Annotated in this window: 27 protein-coding genes; 10 read left to right on the top strand and 17 right to left on the bottom strand. The window is 65.8% G+C overall.

Annotated features, from left to right (window positions below; genetic code table 11):
* Window positions 1-28: 28 nt before the first annotated feature.
* From scpA to AKN83_RS06465, 8 genes are all read right to left on the bottom strand, one after another.
* Window positions 29-2,185, bottom strand: coding sequence for a methylmalonyl-CoA mutase (gene scpA, locus AKN83_RS06500; protein ID WP_063695213.1), 2,157 nt, complete (start codon window positions 2,183-2,185; stop codon window positions 29-31).
* Between the two features lie 12 nt (window positions 2,186-2,197).
* Window positions 2,198-2,668, bottom strand: coding sequence for a GFA family protein (locus AKN83_RS06495; protein WP_050403312.1), 471 nt, complete (start codon window positions 2,666-2,668; stop codon window positions 2,198-2,200).
* Window positions 2,665-4,539 carry a methylmalonyl-CoA mutase subunit beta gene (locus AKN83_RS06490; RefSeq protein ID WP_050403311.1) on the bottom strand — a complete coding sequence of 625 codons (1,875 nt, stop codon included), beginning with the start codon at window positions 4,537-4,539 and terminating at the stop codon, window positions 2,665-2,667. The genes AKN83_RS06495 and AKN83_RS06490 overlap by 4 nt, the downstream gene beginning before the upstream one ends.
* Before the next feature lie 107 nt (window positions 4,540-4,646).
* A complete protein-coding gene (gene folK, locus AKN83_RS06485; RefSeq protein ID WP_050403310.1) occupies window positions 4,647-5,138 on the bottom strand; it encodes a 2-amino-4-hydroxy-6-hydroxymethyldihydropteridine diphosphokinase in 492 nt (163 codons plus the stop codon).
* Window positions 5,131-5,511, bottom strand: coding sequence for a dihydroneopterin aldolase (gene folB / locus AKN83_RS06480; RefSeq protein ID WP_050403309.1), 381 nt, complete (start codon window positions 5,509-5,511; stop codon window positions 5,131-5,133). The genes folK and folB overlap by 8 nt, the downstream gene beginning before the upstream one ends.
* Entirely contained in the window at window positions 5,508-6,362 is an 855-nt protein-coding gene (folP, locus tag AKN83_RS06475; RefSeq protein WP_050403346.1) for a dihydropteroate synthase, read from the bottom strand. Before folP ends, folB begins: the two co-directional genes overlap by 4 nt.
* A gap of 101 nt (window positions 6,363-6,463) precedes the next feature.
* A complete protein-coding gene (locus tag AKN83_RS06470) occupies window positions 6,464-6,871 on the bottom strand; it encodes a DUF4332 domain-containing protein (protein ID WP_018270650.1) in 408 nt (135 codons plus the stop codon).
* A gap of 62 nt (window positions 6,872-6,933) precedes the next feature.
* Entirely contained in the window at window positions 6,934-7,299 is a 366-nt protein-coding gene (locus AKN83_RS06465; protein WP_050403345.1) for a hypothetical protein, read from the bottom strand.
* 390 nt (window positions 7,300-7,689) lie between these two features.
* Here AKN83_RS06465 and AKN83_RS06460 point away from each other — a divergent pair, with 390 nt between their 5' ends.
* A complete protein-coding gene (locus AKN83_RS06460) occupies window positions 7,690-9,309 on the top strand; it encodes a helicase HerA-like domain-containing protein (protein ID WP_050403308.1) in 1,620 nt (539 codons plus the stop codon).
* Between the two features lie 96 nt (window positions 9,310-9,405).
* Complete coding sequence (locus AKN83_RS06455) at window positions 9,406-10,806, top strand: M20/M25/M40 family metallo-hydrolase (RefSeq protein ID WP_050403307.1); 1,401 nt, start codon at window positions 9,406-9,408, stop codon at window positions 10,804-10,806.
* A gap of 207 nt (window positions 10,807-11,013) precedes the next feature.
* Here the strand turns inward: AKN83_RS06455 and AKN83_RS06450 are convergent, their stop codons facing one another.
* Both AKN83_RS06450 and AKN83_RS06445 read right to left on the bottom strand, forming a co-directional pair.
* On the bottom strand, window positions 11,014-11,793 hold the full coding sequence (locus AKN83_RS06450) for a class II aldolase/adducin family protein (protein WP_050403306.1): 780 nt from the start codon (window positions 11,791-11,793) through the stop codon (window positions 11,014-11,016).
* A gap of 168 nt (window positions 11,794-11,961) precedes the next feature.
* Window positions 11,962-13,611: a glycosyltransferase family 39 protein gene (locus AKN83_RS06445; RefSeq protein ID WP_063695212.1), complete on the bottom strand. Its 1,650-nt coding sequence runs from the start codon at window positions 13,609-13,611 to the stop codon at window positions 11,962-11,964.
* A 338-nt stretch (window positions 13,612-13,949) separates the two neighbouring features.
* Between AKN83_RS06445 and AKN83_RS06440 the strand changes: the two genes are divergently transcribed.
* Window positions 13,950-14,843, top strand: coding sequence for a hypothetical protein (locus tag AKN83_RS06440; protein ID WP_050403305.1), 894 nt, complete (start codon window positions 13,950-13,952; stop codon window positions 14,841-14,843).
* A 177-nt stretch (window positions 14,844-15,020) separates the two neighbouring features.
* On the top strand, window positions 15,021-15,434 hold the full coding sequence (locus AKN83_RS06435; RefSeq protein WP_063695211.1) for a Ros/MucR family transcriptional regulator: 414 nt from the start codon (window positions 15,021-15,023) through the stop codon (window positions 15,432-15,434).
* 5 nt (window positions 15,435-15,439) lie between these two features.
* Here the strand turns inward: AKN83_RS06435 and AKN83_RS06430 are convergent, their stop codons facing one another.
* On the bottom strand, window positions 15,440-15,871 hold the full coding sequence (locus tag AKN83_RS06430; protein ID WP_050403304.1) for a SufE family protein: 432 nt from the start codon (window positions 15,869-15,871) through the stop codon (window positions 15,440-15,442).
* Between the two features lie 144 nt (window positions 15,872-16,015).
* The gene (locus tag AKN83_RS06425) at window positions 16,016-16,393 is read right to left on the bottom strand and encodes a DUF5330 domain-containing protein (protein WP_050403303.1); all 378 of its coding nucleotides are present in this window, start codon (window positions 16,391-16,393) and stop codon (window positions 16,016-16,018) included.
* 434 nt (window positions 16,394-16,827) lie between these two features.
* Between AKN83_RS06425 and AKN83_RS06420 the strand changes: the two genes are divergently transcribed.
* Entirely contained in the window at window positions 16,828-18,639 is a 1,812-nt protein-coding gene (locus tag AKN83_RS06420) for an ATP-binding protein (RefSeq protein WP_050403302.1), read from the top strand.
* The gene (locus AKN83_RS06415) at window positions 18,632-19,396 is read left to right on the top strand and encodes a peptidoglycan-binding domain-containing protein (RefSeq protein ID WP_172803496.1); all 765 of its coding nucleotides are present in this window, start codon (window positions 18,632-18,634) and stop codon (window positions 19,394-19,396) included. Before AKN83_RS06420 ends, AKN83_RS06415 begins: the two co-directional genes overlap by 8 nt.
* Window positions 19,397-19,474: 78 nt before the next feature.
* On the opposite strand, the gene AKN83_RS06410 is transcribed toward AKN83_RS06415, so the two are convergent.
* Window positions 19,475-21,118, bottom strand: a complete 1,644-nt coding sequence (locus tag AKN83_RS06410; RefSeq protein WP_050403300.1) for an ankyrin repeat domain-containing protein — start codon at window positions 21,116-21,118, stop codon at window positions 19,475-19,477.
* A gap of 226 nt (window positions 21,119-21,344) precedes the next feature.
* Between AKN83_RS06410 and AKN83_RS06405 the strand changes: the two genes are divergently transcribed.
* Window positions 21,345-21,689, top strand: coding sequence for a DUF1491 family protein (locus tag AKN83_RS06405; protein WP_050403299.1), 345 nt, complete (start codon window positions 21,345-21,347; stop codon window positions 21,687-21,689).
* On the opposite strand, the gene AKN83_RS06400 is transcribed toward AKN83_RS06405, so the two are convergent.
* Window positions 21,686-22,657 carry a DUF2336 domain-containing protein gene (locus tag AKN83_RS06400; protein WP_050403298.1) on the bottom strand — a complete coding sequence of 324 codons (972 nt, stop codon included), beginning with the start codon at window positions 22,655-22,657 and terminating at the stop codon, window positions 21,686-21,688. The genes AKN83_RS06405 and AKN83_RS06400 overlap by 4 nt on opposite strands.
* 256 nt (window positions 22,658-22,913) lie before the next feature.
* Here AKN83_RS06400 and AKN83_RS41080 point away from each other — a divergent pair, with 256 nt between their 5' ends.
* Both AKN83_RS41080 and AKN83_RS06390 read left to right on the top strand, forming a co-directional pair.
* Complete coding sequence (locus AKN83_RS41080) at window positions 22,914-23,108, top strand: hypothetical protein (RefSeq protein ID WP_050403343.1); 195 nt, start codon at window positions 22,914-22,916, stop codon at window positions 23,106-23,108.
* Window positions 23,109-23,124: 16 nt separating this feature from the next.
* Window positions 23,125-23,892, top strand: a complete 768-nt coding sequence (locus AKN83_RS06390; RefSeq protein ID WP_050403297.1) for a hypothetical protein — start codon at window positions 23,125-23,127, stop codon at window positions 23,890-23,892.
* Here the strand turns inward: AKN83_RS06390 and AKN83_RS06385 are convergent.
* A complete protein-coding gene (locus AKN83_RS06385; protein WP_050403296.1) occupies window positions 23,889-24,749 on the bottom strand; it encodes a LysR family transcriptional regulator in 861 nt (286 codons plus the stop codon). The genes AKN83_RS06390 and AKN83_RS06385 overlap by 4 nt on opposite strands.
* A 91-nt stretch (window positions 24,750-24,840) precedes the next feature.
* Between AKN83_RS06385 and AKN83_RS06380 the strand changes: the two genes are divergently transcribed.
* Entirely contained in the window at window positions 24,841-25,683 is an 843-nt protein-coding gene (locus AKN83_RS06380; protein WP_050403295.1) for an MBL fold metallo-hydrolase, read from the top strand.
* Here the strand turns inward: AKN83_RS06380 and AKN83_RS06375 are convergent.
* Both AKN83_RS06375 and AKN83_RS06370 read right to left on the bottom strand, forming a co-directional pair.
* Window positions 25,680-26,300 (bottom strand): DUF1254 domain-containing protein, encoded by a 621-nt coding sequence (locus AKN83_RS06375; RefSeq protein ID WP_050403294.1) that lies wholly within the window; start codon window positions 26,298-26,300, stop codon window positions 25,680-25,682. The two genes, AKN83_RS06380 and AKN83_RS06375, sit on opposite strands and share 4 nt — an antisense overlap.
* Window positions 26,297-26,875, bottom strand: a complete 579-nt coding sequence (locus tag AKN83_RS06370) for a DUF1214 domain-containing protein (protein WP_050403293.1) — start codon at window positions 26,873-26,875, stop codon at window positions 26,297-26,299. The genes AKN83_RS06375 and AKN83_RS06370 overlap by 4 nt, the downstream gene beginning before the upstream one ends.
* Window position 26,876: the final 1 nt, after the last annotated feature.

Genomic DNA, 26,876 nt, shown 5'->3' with positions numbered 1-26,876 from the left:
TCCTGACCGGAGAGGGGATGCGGCAGCGTTACTCCGCCGCCGCGCTATGGCCGAGCCGGGTATTGAGCTTGTGGATCAGCTCCTCGGCGGCATMCGAGATCACGGTGCCCGGCGGGAAGATCGCTTCGGCGCCGGCCTTGTAGAGCGCGTCGTAATCCTGCGGCGGCACCACGCCGCCGATGATGATCATGATGTCCTCGCGGCCGTGCTTCTTCAGCGCGGCCTTCAGTTCCGGCACCGCGGTGAGATGCGCTGCTGCGAGCGAGGAGACGCCGAGGATGTGGACGTCGTTCTCGACCGCCTGCCGCGCGGCCTCGTCGGCGGTTGCGAACAGCGGCCCGATATCGACGTCGAAGCCGACATCGGCGAAGGCGGATGCGATCACCTTCTGGCCGCGGTCGTGCCCGTCCTGGCCGATCTTCGCGACCAGGATGCGCGGGCGGCGGCCCTCGGCCTCTTCGAAGGCGTCGATCAGCGCCTGGACCTTTTCGACCTTGTTGGACATCGCCGCTGCCTCTCGCTTGTAGACGCCGGTGATGGACTTGATCTCGGCGCGGTGGCGGCCGAACACCTTTTCCATCGCGTCCGAAATCTCGCCGACGGTGGCCTTGGCGCGCGCGGCATCAATGGCGAGCGCCAAGAGATTGCCGTTGCCTTCGCCGGCCGAGCGGGTCAGCGCAGCCAGCGCCGCATCGACGTCCTTCTGGTTGCGCTCCTTCTTCAGTCGCGCCAGCTTGTCGATCTGCAAGCGCCGCACGGTGGAGTTCTCGACCTTGAGCACGTCGATCGGCTTTTCGTTCTCCGGCTTGAACTTGTTGACGCCGATCACCGCTTGCCGGCCGGCATCGATCCGCGCCTGGGTCTTGGCCGAAGCTTCCTCGATCCTGAGCTTCGGCACGCCGGCCTCGATCGCCTTGGCCATGCCGCCGAGTTCCTCGACCTCCTGGATGTGACCCCAGGCCTTTCTGGCGAGATCGTGGGTCAGCCGCTCGACATAATAGGAGCCGCCCCAGGGATCGATGATGCGGTTGGTGCCGCTCTCCTGCTGCAGGAACAGCTGGGTGTTGCGGGCGATGCGCGCCGAGAAGTCGGTCGGCAGCGCCAGCGCCTCGTCGAGCGCGTTGGTGTGCAGTGACTGGGTGTGGCCCTGCGTTGCCGCCATCGCCTCGATCGTGGTGCGCATCACGTTGTTGAACACGTCCTGCGCGGTCAGCGACCAGCCCGAGGTCTGGCAATGCGTGCGAAGGCTGAGCGAGCGCGGGTCCTTCGGGTTGAACTGCTTGAGCAGCTTGGCCCAGAGCAGCCGCGCCGCGCGCATCTTGGCGACTTCCATGAAGAAGTTCATGCCGATCGCCCAGAAGAAGGAGAGGCGGGGGGCAAAACGATCGACGTCGAGGCCTGCGGCAAGCCCGGCGCGCAGATATTCGACGCCGTCGGCCAGCGTATAGGCGAGCTCGAGGTCCTGCGTCGCGCCGGCCTCCTGCATGTGATAGCCGGAGATCGAAATGGAATTGTATTTCGGCATCCGCTGCGAGGTGTAGGCGAAGATGTCGGAGATGATCCGCATCGAGGGTGCCGGCGGATAGATGTAGGTGTTGCGCACCATGAACTCTTTCAGAATGTCGTTCTGAATGGTGCCCGACAGCTTCTCCGGCGGCACGCCCTGTTCCTCGGCGGCGGCGACGAACAGCGCGAGGATCGGCAGCACCGCGCCGTTCATGGTCATCGACACGCTCATCTGGTCGAGCGGGATGCCGGCGAACAGTGTGCGCATGTCGTAGATGGAATCGATCGCGACACCGGCCATGCCGACGTCGCCGGAGACGCGCGGATGATCCGAGTCATAGCCGCGGTGGGTGGCGAGGTCGAACGCGACCGAAAGGCCTTTCTGTCCGGCCGCAAGGTTGCGGCGATAGAAGGCGTTGGAATCCTCCGCCGTGGAGAACCCTGCATATTGCCGGATGGTCCAGGGCTGGTTGACATACATCGTCGGGTAGGGGCCGCGCAGATAGGGCGCGATGCCGGGCCAGGTCTCGAGGAAATCGATGCCTTCGAGATCGGCTTCGCTGTAGACGGACTTCACCGGAATGCCCTCGGGCGTCAGCCACGGCTCGGCGCTCGTGGCCGGCATGGCCGCCGCCACGGGCTGGAAGGCGACATCGGCGAAATTGGGAATGCGGGTCATTCCTTGGATTCCTTAGTCATGGTCCGGATGCTGATGGCTGACGATGGTCGCCATCTTGTCCGGTCCGTAATTCTGCATCGTGGTCTGGCTCGGCAGGTTGGCGATGCCGACCACCCAGCCGTGGCGGGACTCGGTTCCGAATTGCTGGGTCGGGATCACCCGGTCGGGCCGGTCGAAGGCGCCGGTCATGATCTCGATGCGGGGACCGTCGATCCGGCGGAAGCTGAGCGGCGTGCCGCAGGCGGCGCAGAAGTCGCGCTCGGCGATCGAGGATGATTTGAACGACGCCGGCTTGCCCCGGGTCCAGGCGAAATCCTCCTTGTTGATGTCGGCGAAAGAGGCGAACGGCGCACCGGAGGCCTTCTGGCACATCCGGCAGTGACAGATGCTGACCCGGTTCGGTGCCGCGGATACCGCAAAGCGCACGGCGCCGCACTGGCAACCGCCGGTCAGAACGGGTTTCGCTGGTGCCTCTGCCGTCATGCCTGCTCCATCCGCCGATAGGCGTCGCGCAATGTCGCCAGCGCGTCACCGCCGGCGAAGACGAACTCACCGATGCCGGCTGCCCGGAGCGCCGCTTCCAGCTCGCCAGGCCGTCCTGCCAGATAGATATGCCTTGCTCCGCCGCCGTGAAGGGCCTTGGCGGCCTCCGTGGCACGGGCGGCATAGACCTTGTCCGAGGAACAAATGCACGTCATCGCGGCGCCGGAGGCCTTGAAGGCCGCGGCCAGCGCCGCCGCGTCGGCAAAGCCCTCGCTGTCGATGGCCTCGATCCCGCCGGTCTCGAAGAAGCTTTTTGCAAATGTGGCGCGGGCCGTGAAATCCGCCGGCGTGCCCAGGTTTGCGAGGAAGATTTTCGGCCGCGCGCCATGGGCATTCAGCGCGGCGTCGGACTTGTCGCGCAGCGCCTCGAACGGTTCGGCGAGCCGCATCGGCGCGAGGGCGTCGAACTTGACCTTGGCACCGGCGGTGGAGATCTGCGCTGATGGTTTTACATCCAGCACTGCGAGGTCGGTCTCGTGCAGGTTGGGGAATTCGCTGGCGCCGGTCAGCACGTCGCGGCGCTTCGCGACATTGGTCTCGCGCTGGGCCCGCGTTGCGGCGACCTTCTGTTGCAGCAACCCTTGCTCAAGCGCGGTGAAGATGCCGCCGGCCTTCTCGATCTCCTGGAACAGCGCCCACGCCGCCTCGCAAAGCTGCGAGGTCAGCGTCTCGATGCCGCCGGCGCCGGCCGCGGGATCGGTGACCTTGGCGAGATTGGACTCGTCGAGCAGCACGAGCTGCGTGTTGCGCGCCACGCGGCGGGCGAAATCGTCGGGCAGGCCGAGCGCCAGCGTGTGCGGCAGCACGGTGATCGCATTGGCGCCGCCGAGCCCGGCGGCAAAGGTCGCGATCGTCGCGCGCAGCAGGTTCACGTTGGGATCGCGCTGGGTCAGCATCCGCCAGGCGGTCTGCGCGTTGACGAAGATCGGCTTCGGCGCGAGGCCGCAGGCTTCTTCGATCCTTGCCCATAAGCGACGCAGCGCGCGGAATTTCGCCATGGTCAGGAACTGGTCGGCATCGGCGCTGAGGCGGAACGACACGGCTGCGCGGGCCGCATCGAGATCGAGCCCTGCGGCTTCCAGCATGCGCAGATAGGCGAGCGCCGTCGCGAGCGTGAAGGCGAGCTCCTGCACCTCGGAGCCGCCGGCATCATGCACCGGCCGGCCGTCGGCCAGCACGAACGGCCCCTTGAAGCCGCGCTTGATCAGGCCGCTCACCACCTGGCCGAACGGCTTCGCGTAGTCGGCCCAGGCTGTGGTCGCAGCACCGCGCACGGCAATCGTGCTGAGCGCCTGGTAATTGAAATGCAGGTCGAGCTTGGCGGGATCGAGCTTGCGGGCCTCGACCATCTCGGCAAAGGTCTCGCCAGCGTTCTCGCGTCCGATCACCGGGTTGAGCGCGATCATGATGCCGGCATCGAGATGGACGCCGCCGCAGGCCCGCGCCAGCGTCTTCTTGCTGGCATCGGCAAGACCGAAGCCGCGCGCGCCGGGACCGCCGGCGAACTCGAATTCGAGGCCGGTCGCTCCGTTCTCAAGATCCTGCAGCGCCTGCGCATTGGCCGCTGCGGCGTCGGGATGGTCGACCCGCTGCAGGATGTGCCAGGGGGTCGCGGCGGCGCGGCCGGCAAGCGGGCTCACGTTGGTGGCGCGGCGGTAAATCGGATCGATCTTCAGACCGTCATAGGTCTTGCTGACCAGCTTCTCGAACGGGGCACCCTTCAGCACGGCGTCGACCAGCTTGCGCCAGTCGTCATATGTCGCTGGAGCAAAATCCGAAGCCAGAGCCAAATCGTCAGTCGAGGTCGTCATCCGCCCAAATCGTCCTTCATCGGCCCCCCGACGGGGCTCCTTGATTTGGCCGGAAATTGCCACGGGCGGGCGGCCAAGCCAAACTTTTGTTTGCGGCCGCCGGACTTTTAGTCGAGGTCCGCTAGACGGAAAATACCTTCCGTCGAGACCCCCGCCAGCGCATCCGCGACACGGCGCCCGGCGATGACGCGGTCGGGAACGATCTCGGCCAGCGGCACCAGCACGAAGGCGCGCTCGAACCACCGCGGGTGCGGCAGCGTCAGTTCCGGCTTGTTGAGTGTGACGTCGTCATAGGCGATCAAATCGAGGTCGAGGGTGCGCGGACCCCAGCGCTGCTCGTTTTTGCGATCGCGGCCGAATTTGCTCTCGATCTTGTGCAGCGTGAACAGCAGCGCGTGCGGATCGAGGCTGGTGTCGATCTCGATGCAGGCGTTGATGAAGCTATCCTGCTGCGCTTCGCCCCAGGGGGGCGTCGAATAGTCCGACGAGCGCGCAAGGAGCGCCGCTTGCGCCATGCCGCAGATATTGGCGATCGCCTTGCGAAACGTCGCGCGGACGTCGCCGACATTGCCGCCGAGTGCGATCAGCACGCTAGCCATGTGGCAGCGGATGCCGCGAGCGGGTCAGCACCACGCCGACATCGTCGAAGATCGCGGCGATCGGTGCGTGCGGCTTGTGCACGGTGACCTTGACCGCGCGGACGCGCGGGAACGAGGCCAGGATGTCTTCTGCCACCGCGCCGGCGGCGCGCTCCAGCAGCTTGTAGTTGGTGTTCTTGAATGCCGAGGTCGCGGTCGCGACGACATTGGAATAGGAGACTGTGTCGGAGAGACGGTCGGTGCGCGAGGATTCCGAGAGGTCGGTGTAGAGCTCGAGGTCGATGACGAAGCGCTGCCCCACCTCGGTCTCATGTTCCATCACGCCATGACGGGCATGGATGACGATCCCGGTGATGAAGATCGTGTCGGTCATTGCTGTCCCTCGATTGCCGCGGCTACCCGCAGCGCCTGAACGGTTTCCGCGACGTCGTGCGCGCGGATGATGCGGGCGCCATTCTGCGCCGCGATCAGATGCGCCGCGATCGAGCCGCCGATCCGCTGTTGCGGCTCGGAGGCCACGACCGTGCTGATGAAGCGCTTGCGCGAGGCCCCGACCAGCACCGGCAGGCGGAACGCGTCGAGCTCGGCGAGCCGCGCCAGCGCCGTCATGCTCTGCTCCGGCGTCTTGCCGAAGCCGATGCCGGGATCGAGCACGATCTTGCCCGACGCGATGCCGGCGCGCGTCGCGATCTCGAGCGAGCGTTCGAAGAACGCCGTAATGTCCTGCATGATGTCGATCGCAGGATCGACCTGCTCGCGATTGTGCATGATGATCACGGGCACGCCACGTGCGGCGACGAGTGGCGCCATGCCGGCATCGCGCTGCAGACCCCAGACGTCGTTGGCGATCGCAGCGCCCTGGTCGAGTGCGAAGGCCACGACCTCCGATTTCATGCTGTCGATCGAGACCGGCACGCCGAGCGCGACCACCTCGGCCAGCACCGGCTTCAGCCGCGCCATTTCGGCTTCCGCGGAGACCGGCCGTGAGCCATAGGGGCGGGTCGATTCCGCGCCGATATCGATGATGTCGGCGCCCTCGGCGATCAGCCTGCGGGCCTGTGCCAGCGCCTGTTCGGGCGCGATGAACCGGCCGCCGTCGGAGAACGAGTCCGGCGTCACGTTCAGGATGCCCATCACCGCCGGATAGGCCCGCGACAGCAGTGCCGGCAGCACCGCTGATGCGGCCGGACCGGTCACCGCCGATGCTATGGGGCTGGTTGCCATCATGCGGTGGCTTTGCGCTGACCGCAGCGGCAAGTCAAGGTGTCGCGACGATGTCGGGTGCCGGCGGCAGCGGGTCCGGTCAGGGCAGCCTAGTAGTGATGCTAATAAGTGATTTTCGGAGGCAGCTTGCGTGCCTCTTCAATCAGCAGCTCGACTGACTTCTCCGAAGGCATCACCCGGACGAGCTTACGCCGCACATTGGCGTCCTTCATGCTTTGCGCCAGCCGCGACGGGTTGCGGTGCGCGAGCTCTCGTACGGTGGTGACGCCGGCGGCGCGGACCAGCCCGACCTTCGCCTTGCCCATGCCGGGAATCCGCATGTAGTCGGAGATGTTGGCCCACTCGAGCAATTGTTGTTCGCTGATCCCGGTCTTGGCGGCGAGCGCCTTGCGTCCCTTGACGGTGCGGGCGGCTTCAAGCAGTGCGTCGGTCGTGCGGATACCCTGCGATTTCAGTTTGGTGGCGCAATAGGCGGACAGGCCTTCGATCTCGGAGAGGGGGTATGTCATGATACTCGTATGCAGGTAACAGGTAGAAGGGAGCGCGCGTGCAGGGCCGTTGGGACAGCGCTTCAGGCAAACTGGCTGAGGCCCGGCGTCCCCGAGATGATCTCGCCCATTTGATCCGCTCCGATTTTGTCGCGGCCGAACCTGAAAAGTTCACGCGCAACGTTCTGAATTTCACCCATGCTCAGGCCAAGCGCCATCAGCCGGGTGCCGACAGCCATCAAGCCGCCGCCCATCAACCGCGATAGACCACCGCTGTTGTTGGAGGCGGCGATTGCCGCTTCGGCGCCGGGCATTTGGTCGATCAGAGCCTGGACTTTATCGGACGGTCCCTCGCTACGGAGGAAACCCAGAACGATGCCGATGGTTTTTTCAGCGACAGCGCCGTCGATGCCGGCCTTCGCGGCCAGCTGTCCAACCAATTCGTCCATCTTGCCCCGCCTCAACCGGACTTTGCCGGGTTGTTCTTCGGAATTTATCTTGAGCGCCTGTGTCACGAAATACAAGCGATCCGCGCATTTCAGTTGGTTTTCTTTTTCGATCGCGTCCTGACTGTGGCCTCGCTGCAAGAGTGAGCGGCGGATTCACACCATCTCGTCGCAATGCGCAATGCCTTTCGTCACTTCGCCAAGAATAAATATCAGGAACCTGTGGCGCGGCAATATACGTCAGCTTGCGGTGACGGTTTCAATCGACCGGCAAGATGCAATATGATGGCACTGGTTCGGTATCGAGCCGGGTTCGCGGTTTCGAACCGGGTTCGAGTATCGAACCGGGTGCGATGATCGAAACGATCTGAATCTGCGTGAAGAGGCGAAGCGATGGCGACCTCCGACAACAAGTTGGCCGATACCGACGAGAAGATTTTTGTCGGCAAGGGTGAGGAGACAGCCTGGCTGACGCTGGCACTGGCCAACCGGCATGGCCTCGTCACCGGTGCAACCGGAACCGGCAAGACCGTCTCGCTTCAAGTTATGGCTGAAGGATTTGCGCGCGCCGGCGTTCCGGTTTTCGCAGCCGACATCAAGGGCGATCTCTCCGGTATCTCCGAGGTCGGCGAGGCCAAGGACTTTATCGTGAAGCGCGCCCAGCAAATGGGCTTGACCTTCCAGCCGGATCAGTTCTCGACCGTGTTCTGGGACGTGTTCGGCGAGCAGGGCCATCCGGTGCGCGCCACCGTCACCGAAATGGGACCGCTGTTGCTGTCGCGGATGCTCGATCTGAACGACGTGCAGGAAGGCGTGCTCAACGTCGCCTTCCGCGTCGCCGACGAGAACGGCCTCGCCCTGATCGACATGAAGGATCTGCGCGCCCTGCTGGATGCGATCGCGCCCGACGGCAGCAAGAAGGCTGCCGATGGCGAAGAGGATCCGCTGGCGCCGATCCGCAAGGCCGCACAGAGCTATGGCAATGTGTCCAAGGCGACCGTCGGTACGATCCAGCGCCAGCTCCTGGTGCTCGAGAACCAGGGCGGCGCCAAGTTCTTCGGCGAGCCGGCGCTGACGCTGAAGGATTTCATGCGGACCGACCGCGACGGCCGCGGCATGGTTAATATTCTCGTCGCCGACAAGTTGATGCAGAGCCCGCGGCTTTACGCCACGTTCCTGCTCTGGATGCTCTCGGAACTGTTCGAAGAATTGCCGGAGGCCGGAGACCTGCCGAAGCCGAAGCTGGTGTTCTTCTTCGACGAGGCGCATCTGCTGTTCACCGACGCGCCGAAGGCGCTGATGGACAAGATCGAGCAGGTGGTGCGCCTGATCCGCTCCAAGGGCGTCGGCGTCTATTTCGTCACGCAGAATCCGATCGACGTGCCGGACAAGGTGCTGGCGCAGCTCGGCAACCGCGTGCAGCACGCGCTGCGCGCCTTCACGCCGCGCGACCAGAAGGCGGTTGCCGCCGCCGCGCAGACCTTCCGGCCCAATCCGAAGCTCGATACCGCGCGGGTGATCATGGAGCTCGGCAAGGGCGAGGCGCTGGTCTCGTTCCTCGAGGGCGGCGGCACGCCGTCGATGGTCGAGCGCGTGATGGTGCGGCCGCCATCGGCGCGGATCGGGCCGATCACGCCGGAGGAACGCAAGGCGATCATGGATGCGAGCCCGGTGAAGGGCAAATACGACACCGCGATCGATGCCGAGTCCGCCTACGAGATCATCCAGAAGCGCCTCGCCGGCACGGCGACGCCGGCGGACGGCGCGCCTGGCGAAGGCGGCGGCATCCTCGGCCAGATCGGCTCGATCGTCGCCACGATCTTCGGCACCAATGTCAAGCGCGGCCGGCTCTCGACCGGACAGGTGATCGCGCGCAACGTCACGCGCTCGGTGACCGACAAGGTGGTCGGCGGCGTGGTCGCAGATCTCGGCAAGTCGGTCGGTGGTTCGGTCGGCGGCTCGATCGGTCGCGCATTGGTGCGCGGCGCGCTCGGTGGAATCCTGCGCAGGTAGCATCGCGATCACCCGATCGGAATGGACAGCCGGCTTTGCCTCGGGCGGCCGGCGCGCTACAACGTCGGCAATGTCCAAACAAAAAGGATATGAGCGATGTCCAACGCCAAGCTGCAGCCCGTCCTCGACCGTATCGACGCCGATTTCGACAACAGTCTCGAGCGGCTGTTCACGCTGCTGCGGATCAAATCGATCTCGGCCGATCCGGCCTTTGCCGACGACTGCAAGGCGGCCGCCGATCACCTCGCCAAGGATATCGCAACCCTCGGCTTCAAGACCGAGGTCCGGCCGACCGCCGGCCATCCGGCCGTGGTCGGCAAGCTGAACGGCGCGACCGACGGGCGGCCGCATGTGCTGTTCTACGGCCACTACGACGTGCAGCCGGTCGATCCGCTGAATCTCTGGCATCGTCCGCCGTTCGAGCCTGTCGTGACCGACCATGCTGACGGACGCAAGATCATCGTCGCGCGCGGGGCCGAAGACGACAAGGGACAGCTGATGACCTTCGTCGAGGCGTGCCGGGCCTGGAAGAATGTGACGGGATCGCTGCCGATCGACATCACCATCGTCATCGAGGGCGAGGAGGAGATCGGCTCGAAGAATTTCGTGCCGTTCCTGGAAGCGAACAAGGCCGAGCTCAAGGCGGACTTCGCGCTGGTCTGCGATACCGGCATGTGGGACCCCAACACACCGGCGATCACCACCTCGCTGCGCGGCCTCGTTTATGATGAGGTCAAGATCAAGGCCGCCAATCGCGACCTGCATTCCGGCGTGTTCGGCGGCGGCGCGCAGAATCCGATCCGCGTGCTGACGCAGATACTCGGCGGCCTGCACGACGAGAACGGCCACATCACCATCCCCGGCTTCTACGACGGCGTGAAGGATCTGCCGCCGGACATCCTGGCGCAGTGGAAGCAGCTCAATCTGACGCCGGAGAGCTTCCTCAAGCCGATCGGCCTGTCGGTGCCGGCCGGCGAGAAGGATCGTCTGCTGATCGAGCAGGTCTCGTCGCGTCCGACGTGCGACATCAACGGCATCGTCGGCGGCTATACCGGTGAGGGTTCGAAGACGGTCATCCCGGCGGAAGCGTCGGCGAAGGTCTCGTTCCGCCTGGTCGAGGGGCAGGATCCCGAGAAGATCCGCCAGGCATTCCGCGACTACGTGAAGGCCCGCGTGCCGGCGGATTGCAAGGCCGAGTTCATCGATCATTCCTCTGCGCCGGCGATCGCGCTCGACTGGAACATGAAGCCGCTGGCGGCCGCGCGCCGCGCGCTGACCGACGAATGGGGCAAGGAGGCGCTGCTGATCGGCTCCGGCGCCTCGATCCCGATCGTCGCCGACTTCAAGCGCACGCTCGGCCTTGACAGCGTGCTGGTCGGCTTCGGGCTCGACGACGACAACATCCACTCGCCGAACGAGAAATACGACCTCAAGAGTTTTCACAAGGGTATCCGCTCCTGGGCGCGCATTCTCGCCGCCTTCGCCGAGGCGAAATAGGGCGAGCGCGCTGTAGCCCGGATGGAGCGAAGCGAAATCCGGGATAGTCGATCCGCGGATGGTGGCGTGCATCCCCGGATTGCGCTGCGCTCCATCCGGGCTACGGATGAGGGCCGTACGTAAAAACGCCGCCCGGAATTGGGCGGCGTTTTGATTCAGGTCGTGTAGAGGGTGTTGGCGGTCAGCCTACCCGAAAATCATGAAATTTCAATCACGATATCCGGGATTGACCCGGTCCAGCTTGCGCAGCAGCGGTGGCCAGACCAGCTGGGTCGAGCGCAGCTCGGCGCGATCGGGGTTGGAGAGCAGCTCGGTGTTCTTGTCGATCGCGTGCTGATCGACTGGATACGCGCTGCCGCCGAGCGCGCGGGTTGCCACCTGCATCGAGCAGGCGCGTTCCAGATGGTACATCCGCTCGAAGGCTGAGGCGACCGAGCGGCCGACCGTCAGCGTGCCGTGATTGCGCAGCAGCATATGGTTCTTGCTGCCGAGATCGCGCTGCAGGCGCGGGCGCTCGTCGTGATCGAGCGCGATGCCCTCATAGTCGTGATAGGCGAGATCGTGGGTGACGAGCTGCGCGGTCTGGTTCAGCGGCAGCAATCCATCGGGGCCGCTCGACACCGCGGTGCCGTCGACCGTGTGCAGATGGAGCACGCAGCCGGCGTCCTCGCGCACCTCGTGGATCGCCGAATGGATGGTGAAGCCGGCCGGGTTGATGCTGTAATCGCTCTTCGAGAGCTGGTTGCCGTCGAGGTCGACCTTGACCAGGCTCGAGGCGGTGATCTCGTCGAACATCAGCCCGTAGGGGTTGATCAGGAAGTGATGCTCCGGTCCCGGCACGCGCGCCGAGATGTGGGTGTCGACCAGATCGTCCCAGCCGTAGAGCGCGACCAGCCGGTAGCAGGCGGCCAGATTGATCCGCTGCTCCCATTCCGCCGCACTGATATCCGATGGCACTTCCTTCAGGCGCGCTTCCGCTGGCGACATGGCCGATGCTCCATTGATGTTGTTGCTTGATCCAAGCGTAGCGCCGCCGCCGGATCGCGGCAAGGCGGCGTAACGGCGTGACAGTCATGCCAGCATGCGACGGCTGGCCCACGATGCGGGAAGATCATGCTCCGGCAGTGGGCAGGAGCGTAACAGGCGTGCTTTGCGTTACGGCGCCGGGATCGCCAGCAGGCTCGATATGCTGCGGCCGCGGATATCGTAGACGCGGGCGAACACGACGTCGTCGCGCTTGATCTCGACCATCACGGGCGCGGCCAGGCCTTTGCAGTAGAACTCGCCGAGCGTCATCGCGAAGTCGGCGGCATGGCTGTCCCAGCCGATCGTGAAGTCGGGCCCGAGCGCGACCTGCGCGGGGCGCTGCGGTCCGCACACCGCAACCTTCCACTTGCGGTGCTGCGGCGGCACTTCCTGCCGCTCCGCGAGCTGCTCGCGCAGCCCGTCGGACGCCTGCTTCAGCGCCAGGCCCCAATAGTCCAGCATGAAGAAATTGTCGGCGGTCCGCACCGTGCCGGCGATGTGGTTGAAGTGCGTGTACTGATACGGATGCAGGCGGATCATTTCGCTGAGCGGCAGCAGCAGGCCGAACGCGAACACGGCGAGCGCCGCGGGCTGCCAGGCGCGGCGGATCTCGCCGAGCCAGTCCATGCCGCGGGCGAAGGCGACGCCGCCGAGCACCGCCATCGGCGGGATCACGAAGATGAAGTGGCGGATGCCGTTGTAGAGCGCCGGCCGCTTCACCATTGCGATCACCAGCGGCAGCGTCGCCGCCAGCGTCAGCATCAGCATGATCGTCTTGCGCTTCGCCGGCACATCGATGCGCGACAGCGACGTCAAGGTGGTGATGACGGCCGCGGTCAACAGCACCAGCAGCACTTCGGGAAGCTGCAGCGCGAACAGCGTCGGCAGATAGGACCACGGCATGTCCGGCACCGACACCAGCGCGCCGTCGAACATCTCCTTCCACGGCTTCTCAAAGAAGTGCGAGAAATAGGTCACCGCTTCCAGCGGATGGCCGGGCTCCATGATCGACCACGGCCAGATCAGGCCCATCACGAGGTAGCCGAGCACGAGCCCCGGCAGCAGCACATAGACGACATGGGCAAAGCGATGGGCCGCCTCGCGGGGGCCCTGCTTGCGGAATTCCTCGATCCAGAGCGGGATGAAACCGATGACTGCGTAGATCAAAGCGAGGCCGCCAAGGACGCGGCAGCCGATCGACAGGCCGGCGCCGAGGCCGACGATCAGGATCGTGCGCGGCGAGGGTGCCGGATATTCCTCGATCAGGCGGACCAGGCCCATGATCAGGACCACCATCGCCACGGCGAACGGCGCGTCCTTCGGGTTCATGAACATGTGGCCGTAGAAGGTCGGGCACAGTGCCAGCAGCAACAGCGCCGCCAGTCCCGCCAGCGGGCCCCCGACACGGCGCGCCAGGCGCCAGGTTACGGCAAGCCCGATGACGCCGACGATCGCGCCGAGCAGGCGGCGCGTCTCGAACAGTTCGAGGGGAATGACCTTGTGCAGCAGCGCCGCGGCCATGTCGAAGCCGCCGCCGTACATATAGAGATTGGCAAAGGAGAGCGCGCCGGTGTCCTTGAACCCGGACCCGTACATGCGCAGCAGGAGGTCGGCGTATTCAGCGTGGGTGTAGTCGTCCCAGCCGAGACCGTAATCGCGGAACGTGAGGCCGGCGACCACGGCGACCACGCCGAGGACGAGGAATGCGAGATCGTCGCAGGTCTTCTCCACCGAGCGCCGCGCAGGCGCCTCGAGGGCAGACGTCGTAATCGATGACATAGCTAGTGATACCGGCGTGCCTGTGGCCCAGTTTGGCGCTTTAGGGCCTCATTCCCCGGCATCCATAGCGCAGTTCCGTTTCCGAGTAATTGGTAATTGTGGCGTAATTTCCCAGATGCGTTGCAATAAATTGGCAGCAATTCGTAGCCAGTAAATCTACGGGAGGCGATTTCCTGGCCGCGGCTGCAGCCGCGATCAAGACGCGCGCCAGGCCCGGTTAAGCGGGATTTTAGGGAACTCCGCCTACAATTGGCGGTTGGCGGTATGGGCAATATGACGGTATCGTGGCGCTGGTGGCCGGCGTCGATTTTCGGTCGGGTCTCCCGGGGGTTAGTTCGATGATGGTTGGTCTGTTGGTCGTCGGCGTGGGCCTGGTCGTGGCGGGCCTGGCGGCGATCGGCTTGGGAATCCCCTACAAGGAATTCAGCGTCGGCGGTGCGCTGATCACGACGGGTGTGACCGGCGTCTGCACCGGCGCGATCGTGCTGGCGCTCGCCGCCATCCTTCGGGAACTCCAGATCATCGCGCGGCGACTCGATCCGGTTGCCGCCGGCGCCCGGGCCGAGGTTCCGCTGCCGTCCGCAACTTCTCCGCGCAATGCCCTTGAGGATCCTGTTTTCCCGCCGCCGCGTGAGCCCAAGGTTGCCGCGCCTCCGCCGCTGGCCCCGCCCGTCTCGCCATCCGCGTCCGCGGCACCGCCGCCCTGGCACGACGAAATCGCTCCACGTGGCGCCCCGGGCGAGGCGCCGCCGGCTGTGCCGGGTGGCGCGCCCCCCGAGGGCGAAGCCGCGCCCAAGCGGCGCAACCTGCTGTTTTCGTCCTCGCGGAAAGAACGGGAGCGGGCCCAGAGCCGTACGGCCGAGCCGCTGACGCCGGATCTGCTGTCGCCGGAGCTGCGTCCTGGTCCGGCCGCAGCGGCCGAGCCCGCGCCGGCAACATTCGACGATGCCTGGCCGAAAGCTGAACGGCCGCGGTCGGTCGATGTCGCCCCACGGCGTACGCCACGGCCATCCACCTTCGGCGAGACCCAGTCAGCCGGCGCGGCCCCATCATCAGGCCACCCGCCGCCGCCCCAGGAGCAGCCGCCGGTGACCGTGCTCAAATCGGGCGTGGTGGACGGCATGGCCTATTCGCTTTATTCGGACGGATCGATCGAAGCGCAGATGCCGGAGGGCATGATGCGGTTTGCCTCGATCGACGAACTCCGCTCGCATCTGGAGCAGCGGCCGTAGATCTACGGGAATACTTGCGGGCGGGCGGCCCGAAATCTAAAACACGGGCGTTCTTGTCAGAATTGCTGTAATTCGCTCATATTCGCGAAGTAGTACGCGATTCCATTGATGTATTGCTGCACGTGGATACTGTCCGGTGGGGCGCCGGGCCGTCGCTAGCACGGGGAAGATTGAGCCATGTCCGATATGTCAGGCAAGACGCCGGTCGAACTGACCGCAAACATCGTTTCGGCCTATCTCAGCAACAATCCGACGCCGGCCGCGGATATTCCGAGCCTGATCAGCCAGGTCCACGCGGCGCTGCTGCGGGTGTCGGCCGGCCGCACCGACGCGCCGAGCGAGCCGGCGAAGCCTGCGGTGTCGATGAAGAAGTCGATCACGCCGGAATATCTGGTGTGTCTCGAGGACGGCAAGCGCTTCAAGTCGCTCAAGCGCCACCTGCGCACGCAGTACAACATGACGCCGGAGCAATATCGCGACAAATGGGGCTTGCCGGCCGACTATCCGATGGTGGCGCCAAACTATGCGGTGGCGCGATCGCAACTCGCCAAGAAGATGGGGCTCGGCCAGCAGGCACGGAAGCGGAAGTAAGCGGCTTACGCGGCGGATGCCAGTGCCTCGCGCGCATCGTTGCGGATGCGATCGACCATTGAGCGGAGGCCATTGGAGCGCTGCGGCGTCAGATGGTCGCGGAAGCCGAACTCGTCGAACAGCGCGAGCGCGTCGGTGGCCAGGATTTCCTTCGGCGTGCGCCCGGAAAACAGCGTCAGCACGATCGCGACCAGGCCGCGCACGATGTGGGCGTCGCTGTCGCCGATATAGTTCAGGCGCGGTTCACCGTTGGCATCGTGATCGATCCGCTTCGACAGCCAGACCTGGCTGACGCAACCCTGCACCTTGTTCTCGGCCGAGTGCTCCGCCTCCGACAACGGCTCCAGCGTGCGGCCGAGCTCGATGACATAGCGATAACGGTCGTCCCACTCGTCCAGCAGCGCAAAATTGTCCCTGATTTCGTCGATCGTCGTCATCGTGGTCCGCGTCCTATTCTCAACGGCTTATATAGGAAGGCGGGCCGCGAAAGCGACGAAAATGGAACCGGTTCCCGGTTGTTTTGGCGGGTTTTCTTCACGCGAGCCGGCGCCCGCCTTACACGACAGCGCTCGATCTCGCGCTTACTGCGTCGGCGGCAGGCGGAATTCAATCATCTGATCGTCCGCCGTCAGCGTGTCGCGGGACGCGCTCGGATCGGTATCATCCTTGTCGATCGAGCCGGTGTGGTCGGGCGGCTTCTTGTCGGTGATGATCTGGTAGAGCTTGCGCGCGCCATCGGTGGCGCGCTGGCCGATCGCGGTCGCGGCCTGGCCGCCGACTTCGCACGCGGACGGCTGCCGTTTGCAGAACTGACCCATGTCGTTGATCGTCGCGGTCGCAGCCGATACCGCGTCCGATGCGCTGATCTGCGGCGTCTTGTCCGCTTCAGGTGTTTTGTCTCTCGGCAGCAGCACGAGCACAAGCCCGAGCCAGAATGCCAAACGCAGCAGGAAGAACATGGCGCGATCCCGGTCGTCTATCTTGTCTTTGCTTCTTGCGCGGTCGATGCCGCTGTTGCCTTCACGGTTAGCATCGGTCGATAAATCGGAAGTATCTGCATTGAGGTAAATCCGCCGAAAAATCGCGGAAAATCCGCCTGAATTGATTCGCCGTAAATTTTCGATTGATGACGGCCGAGGGGTGCCAAATTCGCCAAGATGCGCCGCGTCCACCATTTCGAAACCATAGTTTGTCGCACCCGGAAACCAGCCGTTCACCATCCCCGACAAATGACCGGTGAATGACAGCGGCGCAGCCTCGCCAATGCACGGTGTTTGGCAGCAGGCCGCCTCGCCTTAGCGTTCGCTTAAGTTCGCTCTGACACGTTGGCCTGCAATCACAAAGGAGGCGTTCCGGCGCGTCTGTCTGACGATTAAGCCGAAGCGCGAGTGCTGTGAGTAGTTTGAGTCTGATCCGCGATTGCCTGGATGCGCTGCTGCATCCGTCGGCGCAGTATGATGCGCTGACGCGTGCGCGCCACCGTGCCTTCATGGCGCCGCGGCTGCTCGGCAGTCTGGCGGCGCTGGCTTCGTTCCCCGCCTTTCTGGCGATGCGCGGGGCGCCGACGGCGATCGAGGTCGCGGCCTTCGCATGGCTGATCGCACCGATCCTTTTGTCCTGGTTCCTGTCGCGCACCGGCCGCTATGAAGGCGCGCATGTGCTGTCGTCGCTGGCGCTCGCCGGTCTCGTGATGATGATCGCGGCGTCCACCGGCGGCATCGCGTCGTTCGCCGCGGTATGGCTCGTCGTGATACCGATCGAGGCCGCGTTGTCGGCGTCGCGGCGTGTGGTGGCGTTTGCGTTCGCGCTGGCGATGATCTGCGCGGCGCTGCTCAGCATGCTTGGCCATTACCACGTGCTGCCGGCGGTCGATCCCGCGGGTGCCATGAACAGCACGCTGGCCGGCTTCGGCGTCGTGTCGGCGATCTTCTATGCAGCCGGGCTTGCCTTCGGCGCGGAGTCGCTGGCGCGCACCAGCGTGGCGCTGCTCTATGTCGAGGAGGAGCGCTATCGCCTGCTCGCCCACAACATGAGCGACGTGCTGTCGCGCCATAGCCGCAACGGCGCGGTGCGCTTCATTTCGCCCGCGGCCGAGATCATGCTCGGCGTGCCGGCAGCGCGGCTGTCCGGCCACGGTCTGTTCGACCGCGTCCATGTCGCCGATCGTCCGGCCTATCTGACCGCGCTGTCGGACGCCGCGCGCGGCGAGTCCCGCAGCGTCGAGTTTCGGGTGCGCCGCGACGGTGCGCGTGGCGATGCCGCCGCTGAATTCATCTGGGTCGAGATGCGTTGCCGTGCGCTCGAGCAGCCCTCGGCCGATGCCGAGGTGGTTGCCGTGATCCGCGACGTGACCGATCGCAAGGTGCAGGAGCAGGCGCTCGAACAGGCCCGCCATGCGGCCGAGCAGGCCGATGCGTCGAAGACGCGCTTCCTCGCCACCATGAGCCACGAGTTGCGGACCCCGCTCAACGCCATCATCGGCTTCTCCGAGATGATCGCGCAGGAAGATGTGCTCGGCCTCGATGCGACCCGCCGCAAGGAATACGCGCAGCTCATCAACGACTCCGGCCAGCATCTGCTGTCGGTCGTCAACGGCATCCTCGACATGTCGAAGATGGAGTCCGGCAATTTCGAGATTTCGCCGGAGCCGTTTGCGCCGCGGCCGGCGCTGCTCAATTGCTGCAACCTGGTGGCGCTGAAGGCGCGCGAGAGCGGCGTCGACCTCGTGACCCGGGTGCCTGACGACCTGCCGATCGTGAACGGCGATTCGCGCGCGTTCAAGCAGATCGTCCTCAATCTGGTTTCCAACGCCATCAAGTTCACCGAGCGCGGCGGCAAGGTCACCGTGTCGGCCGGCGTCGAGGGATCGCGGCTGCTGCTGCGGGTCTCGGACACCGGCGTCGGCATCGCTGCCGACGACCTCAAGCGGATCGGCGATCCGTTCTTCCAGGCCGGCAAGACCTATCAGCGCCGCCACGAGGGCACCGGCCTTGGCCTGTCGATCGTGAAGGGGCTGGTCGGCCTGCACAATGGCGAGATGAATGTGGAGAGCAAGGTCGGCGAGGGCACCGCCGTGTCGGTCGCGCTGCCGCTGTCGTTCACCCCGCCGGCCGCGGTCGGGCCGTCCAGCAATGTCGCGACCCTGAAGCCCGCGCTGCGGTCCGGACTGCAAGAGCAAACCCAACAGGTGAAGAAGAGTGCCTAGACAGACTTTGGATGATGACGAAACGCCGCGCCGTCGCCGCGGCGCCAAGGCAGTGGCCATCGCGGCCGAGGAGGAGCGCGGCCTCTTCCTGCGCCTGCTGCTGCACAGTCCGAAGGATCTGGTTGCGGGCCTGCTGGCGACGTCTGCCATTGTTGCGATCCTGATCAACGCCCTGTTCCTGCAGGCTGGCCGGCATCCGTCGCCTATGTTCGGCGGTTCGGTGGTGACGCTGCCGCCGCCGGCCCCGCTTGCCGCGGCCACCAGCCCGCTGCCGCGTCCACGCCCGGCCGAGGCCGCCGCCCGGTCGGTCGAGCCCGCCGCGATGGAGCCGGCCAGGCCGGTTGATGTGAAGCCTGTCGAGACCAAGCCGGTCGAGACCAGGTCCGTTGAAGCCAAGCCGGCCGAACCCAGGCTCGAGGCCAAGCCGGTCGATCCGATGGCCAATCTGGTGCTGAAGTCGACCGCCGCCCCGCCGGCCGCTGCACCGTCCGCGGCTGCCGCGCCCTCCAGCGTCATTCGTCCGCCGGCGCCGATCCCGACACAGCATCTGAGCCCGGCCGGCAAGCGCATCGCAGCGGTCCAGCGCACGCTGACCGAATATGGCTACGGCCAGCTCAAGCCGACCGGCACGATCGGCGCCGACACCCAGCACGCGATCGCGAAGTTCGAGCGTGCCCGCAAGCTGCCGGTGACCGGCCAGATGTCGGATCGCCTGGTGCGCGAGCTCGGCACGATGATCGGGCATTCGATCGAGTAAGCTCTTTGCGGCGAGATTGATTCCACTTTCGTGATGGCCGGGCATGTCCCGGCCATCTGCGTTTTCGCTACGGCTTGCTCAGGTCGTCTCGCCCAGCAGAACGTCCCTGACCTCGTCGGAGAACAGCTTCCTGCGGCCGGCCAGCAGCACCCATTCCGCATCGTCGCGATCCGGAACGGCGTGCGGCATGCCGTGGTCGAGCAGGGCCTGCGCGCAAGCGGCCCAATCGCCGCCCTCGACCGGTTCGTTACAGGACGCCCATGAAAGGCTGCCGGATGCGTTGTCGCCGAAGCCGTGCTGCTCGGTCCAGTCAGCGCCGTGCTCGAGCAGGAAGCGCGTCAGCCCGGCATTGCCGCGGAACACCGCGTGATTGAGCGCCGAGGCATCCCAGTCGCCGCCGCGCACTGCGATGGGCCAGCCGAGCTCGACCATCAGCCGTACGCCGGCGTCTGCACCGGCGGCCGCAAGTTCGGGCAGCAGGCGCAGTTGCTGCGGCGAGAGCGCGCCGGGCAGATCGGGCCGCCGGGTCTGGATGCGGCGCGCTTCGCGCTCGTCGCCGCTGGCGCACGCGGCGATGAACCGTTCGTCGTCGGGAAGCGGCCTGGCTCCCGTTCGCTCGCGCAAGAGCTCGGCGACATCCGGCAGTCCATACCTCAGGGCCAGTTCGTAGGCGCTGGCGCCATCGGGCGTTGTGACCTGCGGATCCGCACCAGCATCGAGCAGCGTTGCGATGCACTGGCGCGAGCGTCGCCGCCGGATCGCCCACATCAACGGCGAGCCGTAGTCGGTAATTGGCGCGTTGCGGGCTGGCTCATTCGGATCGCCGCCATGCCGCAGCAGCAACTCGAGCGTCGCCACGTTCTCGTCGTCGAGCACCTTGTACATCGCGTTGGTGCCGGCGATCCGCGCGCCATGCTCGAGCAGCAGGCCCGTGGTCACGGAGCCTTCGAGCGAGTGGTACAGCGATTCATTGTCGTTCGGATCGGCGCCCGCATCGAGCAACAGTTTCGTCAGGCCGAGATCGTGGTTGCGTCCGGCGGCGCCATACAGCGCCGACAGCGGATTGCCGTCATCGGGTGCGTCGAGCGATCCGGGCGGCCAGCGGCTGCTGATGTGCTGGTCCGGATCGGCGCCGGCCTCGAGCAGCAGGCGCGCGCAGCGATGCAGCCGTGCTTGAAACTCCGGAATCTGCAGCAGGCTGGAATGCGTGACCGCGACCAGCGGCGGCAGTCTCAACGGACCTCCGGGACGGTTGACCCATGCCGGATCGTTGGTCGCGGTGCGCCGTACCGTCGCTTCGTCGCCGATGGCGCAGGCGAGATAGGGATCATCGGCCACGAGATCGGGATCCTCGGCGAGCATCCGCACCGCGACGCGCGGATGGGCGCGATCGGTGGTGCCGTCGACATCAGCGGCGTAGACCAGCTGCAGCCAGCGCCGCACCCGCTCGGCCTTGCTTTTGCCCGGCGGCAATTGCGCTTCGACATAGCGCCGCAGATCCGGCCACGAGGCGAAGCCGAGATCGCGCGCGATGCAGGACTGCGCGTCATGGAGCCGCAGATCGAGCGCGGCGATTTGCGGGTCGCTGAGCCCGGCGGCAGCCGGAAGCGCCTGCCGGAAACGGGCGTAAGCCTCCGGCGCCTGCCGCCGGTAAAGGCGCATGAGCTCCTTGGCCTGCTTCTTCAGATGTTCGAGATTCAATCGCGCGGGCGATCGGTCCATGGAAACCTCCGTGCATCCATCGCCGATGGTCCACAAAACCGGCTGCACAAAGGCTTGGTTGGCCGCATGTCGGGTGCAAGTGGGTTCAACCCTTCCCGTGGACCCGGGTGCGGCTTGCACCGCAAATGCAACGATATGAGCGACGCTTGGCTCGGTCAACCCGCCGCTGCGTGATGTCATTTGTCACAATTGGACGTGGCCGTGCCGCTGGCCTATAGGTCGGCGCATGCGATTGAAAACCAGCATATGGGTCGCGGCGTATCTGCGCCGCTGCCAGACCGAGGGCGTGTTCGGCGCCGTCCGCAAGAAAGGCGCGGAGGAAGCCGGCGCCGTGTTCGTCAAGGTGGCGCTGATGGACGGCAACGCGATGTTGTATGCGCCGGCACCGCAGACGGTCTATGACGACAGCCGCCCGGCCGAGCGGTTGTTCGTGCCGACGGCGCCGCAGCCGGTGTCCGAGCCTTCTGTCGAGGAGCGATTGACCAGGGAGCTGCGCTTCGATCCCGATGCCTGGATCGTCGAGACCGAAGATCGCGCCGGACGGCACTTTCTCGATCTGGCGAAGAGCTAACTTCCGGATTTCTGGTTGCGAATGCCGGATGCGCTGCCGGGCAGCACGACGGGGCGTGTCTGCGACGATGTCGCGCGAACGCGATGGCGCTCGTCGTCGTAGAGCTGTGAGCGATATTTCGCCCGCGCCACCGCCATGGTCGAGCCGCGCCACGCCGCCAGCATCACGAGTGCCGAGCGCTCGCTGAGGCGATCGTAGAGCCGCGACAGCCGATAGACGTAGTTGACCGACGAGCCGGCTTCCGGATTGAGGAACATCAGGATGCGCTGGAATGCGGCGCTCGAGACCTCAAGCGCCCGCATCGCGCAGGCGAGCGGCTCGCCGCCGGGATCGTTGACGACCTCCGCCGCGATCCGCGACGGTAGGATCAGCGCCTCGCCGAGCTCGCGCGTGAAGTTGTCGACATCCTCGGCAAAGGCCGCCATCTCCAGGATATGGATCGCGCGCGCGGCGCGTGCGGCCGGGATCCGCGCGGCGGCCTTCAGCGGCGTCTGCTGCAGATTGTGCAGGATCTGCACGCGTTCCTTGGCGCCCGCGGCAAAGAACATGTCGGAGAGTTCGGCGGCATCGTTCGGCCGCATCGCAAGGCTCGCGGCCATCCGCTGCTCGGCCTCGGTCGGGATCTTGGCTTGGGGCGCGGACGGTGCCGGCGCAGGAGCTGGAGCGGCAGCCGGCATCGGCTGGTCGGGACCGACACGTCGCAGCCCGAGCTTGTCCATGATCCTGGCCGGAGTAGCCGGATAGATCGCAAGCCGCGCACGGACGGCGGCGCGGGTCGCGTCGTCGACCTCATCGATCAGGCGCGACGTGAGCTCGACGAACTGGCGTTCTTCATCTGCGGAGTGCGCGCTCGCCTGCACATAGAGGTCGGTCAGGACGCGCAGCAAAGTCGGACGGATGTCGACGCCCTCGCGGCGGGAGAGCGTCATCAGCCCATCGAAACCAGGAAATAGCGGAGCTGCGCTCATCTCGGGCGTACGCGACTTGCCAATAAGACTCAGGTTGAAAACCTTCTGGGCGCGAGCCTACGCAGGCTGTTTTAAGACGCAGTTAAGGAAAACAAGCCGTGAAGCCGAACGCTCGAATTTGCGCGTGTCCATTAAGGCACAGCGCCATATCCGTAACCGTCCCTGTCGGCGGCTTAAGATATCGTTAACCATGCGCGTTCTTAACTCGGCGTGCGCGGGGCAAATCATGTCCGTGCGGGGCCAGAGAGAACGGAACATGGGCACCATCGTTGAGTTTCCGGCGGATGCGGCTGCACGGCGGCCGAGCACTGTCGGTGCTGCCGGCGAAGGCATGGGGACCGTGCTGATCCTTCCCGTCGTCCGGATTGAGCGAACGACGGAGGAGACCGGCGGGGGGCGCGGACCGGAGCAGGGCACTGCGCAGGGTCGCCGACGCCGACGCCGCTCCTGATCGCGGACATCGTGCAATGTCGCAGCTCGTGCAGCGGACCGCCGCTCGGCGGTCACTCCCGGCGCTGATCCTGCTGCTCGCAGGCTCGGCGCTCGCCGGCTGCAGCGGCGGCGACTTCGGCCGCACCCGCGCGGATTTCCGCAACGACGACATGCATCGCTGGATGGGCGCCGAGGCGACCGGCAGCGTCGGCAAGAACGCCTCGCAATTCCAGCTCACTGAACACGAACGTCAGCTGCGCGATCTCGCCTATCAATTCGTCGAGCCGCCGCTGTCGCGCCCGGCGTGGAAGAGCGTGTTCGGCGACTACCAGCCGCTGCCCTCGCCGTGGCGGCAGAGGGTCTTATTCGATCGCACTGCGTATGGCCGCAATCTGATCGACGAGCCGCATCGCTCGTTCGCCTCGCGCTATTCGCTCCTGATCGACGAGGTGCGCGACGACATCACGCGGTTCGAGCCGTTCTTCGCCACCGCGATCCAGGTGATCGAACTCGACCGCAAGCGCAGTGCCAGCCTCAGGATGATCGCCGACGTGTCGCCGCGCGAGAAGGCAGACGCAGTCGCGCGGATGGAAGAGAACACGCTGATCGTGCAATGGGTCCAGCAGGCCCTGGAGCGGCGGATCGCGTCCTATCGCTGGGCGCTGGAGCGGCTGGTGATCCAGGCACCTGACGGCATGGCGGCTGACGCCGAACGCCAGATCAACGAGCTTGCCCGGCTCACCGCCAATGCGCCGTTGATCTCAGGTCCCGTCACAGGCCAGGCCGTGGTGACCAAGGGCTAAGCCCGTTTCACCTTCCTGATTGCGGACCTCGCGCGTCGACTGTTCGCTTGCCGCGGCAGGCTCGCAATGAACGCCTTCAGCGCATCGGAGGGCGGCTGGGCGGAGGGGTAGGCGAGGCCGACCTGGCGCGTGACGTCGATATCGATCGCGCGCACCGCCACATCCGGATTGCCGCGCGCCACGCCTTCGGGAACGATCGCAACGCCAACCCCGGCCGCCACCAGCGCCATCGCCCATTCCTCCGATTCCGCGATCGCTACCGGCTTGCGCGGCGGCGACGTTCGTTTGAAGAATTCCTGCTGCTCGCAATGGCAGCGGTCGATCATCGGAACGCCCGCGAAGTCGCTGGTCCGCAGCGTCTCTTTCAGGGTGAGGGGATGTGACGGCGGCAGCGCCGCGACATAGCGCTCGCTCCAGAGCGGGATGAAGTGCTCGCCGGCGTGGGTCATGGTCTTTGCGACGATCCGCGCGTCGGCCTTCTCATTGGCGCCGACCAGCCGGAGCGCGAGATCGGCGTTGGCCGTTAGCGGCCTCAGCAGCGCGACCGTGCGCGCCTGATCGAGGGTGCGCAACAGGCCGAGCGTCAGCGCCTGCCTCGTCGCGGGTTTGCGAAACAGGTTTCGCGCCGCGTCCGCCTCGTCGATGATCCTGCGGGCGATGCCGTGAAATCGCGCGGCGGACTCCGTCGGTGCCATGCCCTTCTTGTGCCGGATGAACAGCGTGGTACCGAGCTCGGCCTCGAGATTGGTGATCGCTGCCGAAATCGACGGTTGCGAGATGAAGCAGCGCTTCGCCGCGGCGGTCAGGTTGCGCTCGCGGTAGACCGCGGCGAAATAGCGGAGTTCGCGGATATCCATAGGCCTATCCTATCGCATAGATAGAAAGACAATATTTTACCTATGGAAAGACGAGTGGCAAGTCTGCGCTTGTTACAGCGGAGGACTGGTCATGCGCATCCATCATCTCAACACCGGCACGATGTGCCCGATCGGCAAGCGGCTCGTGAACGGCAGCGGCAGCATCTTCCAGCGCGCGCGGATGGTCTGCCACTGCCTGCTCGTCGAGAGCAATGACGGTCTCGTGCTGGTCGACACCGGCATCGGGCTCGACGACATCGGCAACCCGCCGCGGCTCGGTCGCAAATGGGTGCGGCAGACCACGCCGCGGCTCGATCCGGCCGAGACCGCCGTTCGCCAGGTCAAGGCGCTCGGCCTCTCGCCCGACGATGTGCGGCATCTGCTGCTGACGCATCTCGATCGCGACCATGCCGGCGGCGTGCCGGACTTTCCGAGCGCCAAGGTACATGTCCATCGCAAGGAGTACGACATGGCGGTGACGCATCAGCTCGCGCCGCCGGTAGGACGCTACATCACGGCGCAATGGCAGCATGGGCCGGACTGGACCTTCTATGGTGCCGGCGGCGAGGACTGGTTCGGCTTCAAGGGCGTGCGCGCGCTCGGCGATCGCGAGCCTGACATCCTGATGATCCCGCTGCCGGGCCACACGCTCGGCCATTGCGGCATCGCGGTGCGTACCAACGACGGATGGCTGCTGCACGCCGGCGATGCCTACTTCCACCACGCGCAGCTCGCTCCCCGGCCGCGGGTCCCGCTGGTGCTCGGCATGTTCCAGCGCGGGGCGGACATGGATCGGCCAACGCGCATCCAGAATCAGGAGCGGCTGCGCCAGTTGAAGGCAGCGCATGGCGACAGTGTCACGATCGTCAACAGCCACGATCCCGTCGATTACGAGACCTGCCGTTGCGGCCGGCACGCGCTCGCAGCCAACTAACGCTTGCGTGCCGCGGGCGGGGGTGCGGGGGCGGGGAGCGGCGGCGGTGCTTCCTGCTTGGCCGCGACCGGCTCGGCTTGCACCTTGCACGACGAGGCCGCAAGCGAAGCCTGCGCCTGCGGCATCAGGCCGGGCTCCGGCGCCAGCGCCTTCAAGAGGATCAGGCCGGTCTCGGTCGGCGAGTCGATGATCAGCCGGTCGGCGGCAGTGACCTCCTCGTCCTCCGGCAGCTCGTTGTGCTGCGCTTCGGTCATCAAGTCGAGCTCGATCACCTTCTTGCCGGCGGAGCGATCGTTGATCGCGTAATAGGCGACCTCGTTGCGGGTGTAGAACGACACCGAAGTATAGGCTTGGCTGACCGGCACGGTGAGCTTGAGCGGCCCGGTGGAGAGATCGTAACGGCAGATCGCCACCGCGAAGGCCGGATCCATCAGCGGCATCGGCGAGTTGCTCGGGTCGGCCAGCGGCAGCTGCGTCACCTCGTTGAGCTTGGTCATCGGTGTCAGCCGCGAATAGGCGTCCTGCGAGGCGATGCGCGGCAGCGCCAGCACGCTGACGAGATGCACCACGCCGCCGAGCAGCACGCCTGCGAGGATGGTGAACAGCACGCGGATCATGGGCAGCCCGTCGTTGCGATCGAGGGCATCGGCGCGTCGCGCTGGGTGCGGGTCGCGACTCCGACCGGCGTGTCGTAAAGCCGTAACATCAGCGCGTAGCGCTCGATGCCGCCGGTCGGCAGCCAGTTGCCGGCGCGCGAGCGCGAGGCGATGTGGATCTCGAACGTGCCGTCGGACGCGCGCACGATCTCCTGGCTGGTGAAGCCGTAGCGCTGCAGCGAATTCGCGACGAGATGACCCTTGCGGTCGAACAGCGTCAGCGTCCAGAACCGCGCCGCCGGCGTCACGCCTGAGACCACGACGTCGCAGCGTCCGTCGAGCGGCTTGTTCTTGTCGTCCGAGGTCGCCGAGAACGCGATGCCGTCGCCAGTGCCGATCGGCAGCTCGCCGCTGCGCGCGATGGTCGCTCGCGAATAGGGATCGACATCGGAGGTGCCGTTCTTCGGCCGCGCGGTCCAGGCGCCGATCTTCAGCGTGCCGATATCGGTGCCGCGCGTCGCCGTCGCATAGGTCAGGCCGAGGCCGACGGCCGTGGCGATGACGAGTGCCAGCAAGGTGGAGAGGAGGAGCCGCACG

Origin of the sequence: Bradyrhizobium embrapense, from assembly GCF_001189235.2 — a bacterium.
Classification (GTDB): Bacteria; Pseudomonadota; Alphaproteobacteria; order Rhizobiales; family Xanthobacteraceae; genus Bradyrhizobium; species Bradyrhizobium embrapense.
This window is presented reverse-complemented; position numbering and strand designations above follow the sequence as displayed.

What these genes read in the sequence shown, in the direction of transcription:
- AKN83_RS06445 (WP_063695212.1), bottom strand. Translation starts at nt 13,611, where the DNA reads ATGTCATCGATTACGACGTCTGCCCTCGAGGCGCCTGCGCGGCGCTCG.
- AKN83_RS06410 (WP_050403300.1), bottom strand. Translation starts at nt 21,118, where the DNA reads ATGGACCGATCGCCCGCGCGATTGAATCTCGAACATCTGAAGAAGCAG.
- AKN83_RS06455 (WP_050403307.1), top strand. Translation starts at nt 9,406, where the DNA reads ATGTCCAACGCCAAGCTGCAGCCCGTCCTCGACCGTATCGACGCCGAT.
- AKN83_RS06425 (WP_050403303.1), bottom strand. Translation starts at nt 16,393, where the DNA reads ATGTTCTTCCTGCTGCGTTTGGCATTCTGGCTCGGGCTTGTGCTCGTG.
- AKN83_RS06385 (WP_050403296.1), bottom strand. Translation starts at nt 24,749, where the DNA reads ATGGATATCCGCGAACTCCGCTATTTCGCCGCGGTCTACCGCGAGCGC.
- AKN83_RS06465 (WP_050403345.1), bottom strand. Translation starts at nt 7,299, where the DNA reads ATGGACGAATTGGTTGGACAGCTGGCCGCGAAGGCCGGCATCGACGGC.
- AKN83_RS06430 (WP_050403304.1), bottom strand. Translation starts at nt 15,871, where the DNA reads ATGACGACGATCGACGAAATCAGGGACAATTTTGCGCTGCTGGACGAG.
- AKN83_RS06440 (WP_050403305.1), top strand. Translation starts at nt 13,950, where the DNA reads ATGATGGTTGGTCTGTTGGTCGTCGGCGTGGGCCTGGTCGTGGCGGGC.
- AKN83_RS41080 (WP_050403343.1), top strand. Translation starts at nt 22,914, where the DNA reads ATGGGCACCATCGTTGAGTTTCCGGCGGATGCGGCTGCACGGCGGCCG.
- AKN83_RS06375 (WP_050403294.1), bottom strand. Translation starts at nt 26,300, where the DNA reads ATGATCCGCGTGCTGTTCACCATCCTCGCAGGCGTGCTGCTCGGCGGC.
- AKN83_RS06450 (WP_050403306.1), bottom strand. Translation starts at nt 11,793, where the DNA reads ATGTCGCCAGCGGAAGCGCGCCTGAAGGAAGTGCCATCGGATATCAGT.
- folB (WP_050403309.1), bottom strand. Translation starts at nt 5,511, where the DNA reads ATGACCGACACGATCTTCATCACCGGGATCGTCATCCATGCCCGTCAT.
- folP (WP_050403346.1), bottom strand. Translation starts at nt 6,362, where the DNA reads ATGGCAACCAGCCCCATAGCATCGGCGGTGACCGGTCCGGCCGCATCA.
- AKN83_RS06490 (WP_050403311.1), bottom strand. Translation starts at nt 4,539, where the DNA reads ATGACGACCTCGACTGACGATTTGGCTCTGGCTTCGGATTTTGCTCCA.
- folK (WP_050403310.1), bottom strand. Translation starts at nt 5,138, where the DNA reads ATGGCTAGCGTGCTGATCGCACTCGGCGGCAATGTCGGCGACGTCCGC.
- AKN83_RS06400 (WP_050403298.1), bottom strand. Translation starts at nt 22,657, where the DNA reads ATGAGCGCAGCTCCGCTATTTCCTGGTTTCGATGGGCTGATGACGCTC.
- AKN83_RS06405 (WP_050403299.1), top strand. Translation starts at nt 21,345, where the DNA reads ATGCGATTGAAAACCAGCATATGGGTCGCGGCGTATCTGCGCCGCTGC.
- AKN83_RS06380 (WP_050403295.1), top strand. Translation starts at nt 24,841, where the DNA reads ATGCGCATCCATCATCTCAACACCGGCACGATGTGCCCGATCGGCAAG.
- AKN83_RS06470 (WP_018270650.1), bottom strand. Translation starts at nt 6,871, where the DNA reads ATGACATACCCCCTCTCCGAGATCGAAGGCCTGTCCGCCTATTGCGCC.
- AKN83_RS06435 (WP_063695211.1), top strand. Translation starts at nt 15,021, where the DNA reads ATGTCCGATATGTCAGGCAAGACGCCGGTCGAACTGACCGCAAACATC.
- AKN83_RS06460 (WP_050403308.1), top strand. Translation starts at nt 7,690, where the DNA reads ATGGCGACCTCCGACAACAAGTTGGCCGATACCGACGAGAAGATTTTT.
- AKN83_RS06495 (WP_050403312.1), bottom strand. Translation starts at nt 2,668, where the DNA reads ATGACGGCAGAGGCACCAGCGAAACCCGTTCTGACCGGCGGTTGCCAG.
- AKN83_RS06390 (WP_050403297.1), top strand. Translation starts at nt 23,125, where the DNA reads ATGTCGCAGCTCGTGCAGCGGACCGCCGCTCGGCGGTCACTCCCGGCG.